This window comes from Allochromatium palmeri (genome assembly GCF_009720725.1).
In the GTDB taxonomy this organism is placed as follows: domain Bacteria; phylum Pseudomonadota; class Gammaproteobacteria; order Chromatiales; family Chromatiaceae; genus Thermochromatium; species Thermochromatium palmeri.
The window spans coordinates 1-443 of sequence record NZ_WNKT01000172.1 but is presented as its reverse complement, the minus strand read 5'-3'; the positions used below and the strand labels follow the sequence as shown (position 1 = coordinate 443).

Sequence of the window (443 nt, the reverse complement as noted above, 5' to 3'; positions counted from 1 at the left end):
TACGCGCGAAGCTCTATGTCGAGGCGCTTCAGCATGCCTTCGGCGAGCTCAGGCGACTGAAGGCGGCTGCGTAACATTAGTTCGGAAATCGCCTTAAAGCACATGCGCAGGCCGGAATTGCATCCGCGCGAGCAGATTCGGCCGAGGTTCACACGCCCCGTGCGCAGCCATCTGCCCGCGCACGGAACTTGGGAATCCTGTGGAAATGTCTTGTTCATCAATCACTTAACGCACAAGCGGGTAACTTCTCAATAACTCACGGCACAGCCTGAGCGGCCAAGATCCGTTCGCGCACGATGTCCGGCAAAGAGGGTATGTCTCCAACCTGTCCGATGCGGTCATTGAGATAATCCCAGAACGAGATCCCGAGCTTGCGGCAGGTCTTCTTGAGACTGGCAAAGGTGTCACGGCAGCGGCGCCCCAGATCGCTGCGCGTCCCGCCG

The 443-nt window shown here is 58.9% G+C and carries 1 protein-coding gene and 1 pseudogene; both read right to left on the bottom strand.

Annotated elements, in window-relative coordinates; all coding sequences use genetic code 11:
* Positions 1 to 218 (bottom strand): hypothetical protein (locus GJ668_RS20455; protein WP_222930836.1); only part of this gene is annotated, 218 nt, incomplete at its 3' end.
* Between the two features lie 38 nt (positions 219 to 256).
* Positions 257 to 443: pseudogene (locus GJ668_RS20245) on the bottom strand (IS66 family transposase); the annotation flags it as partial.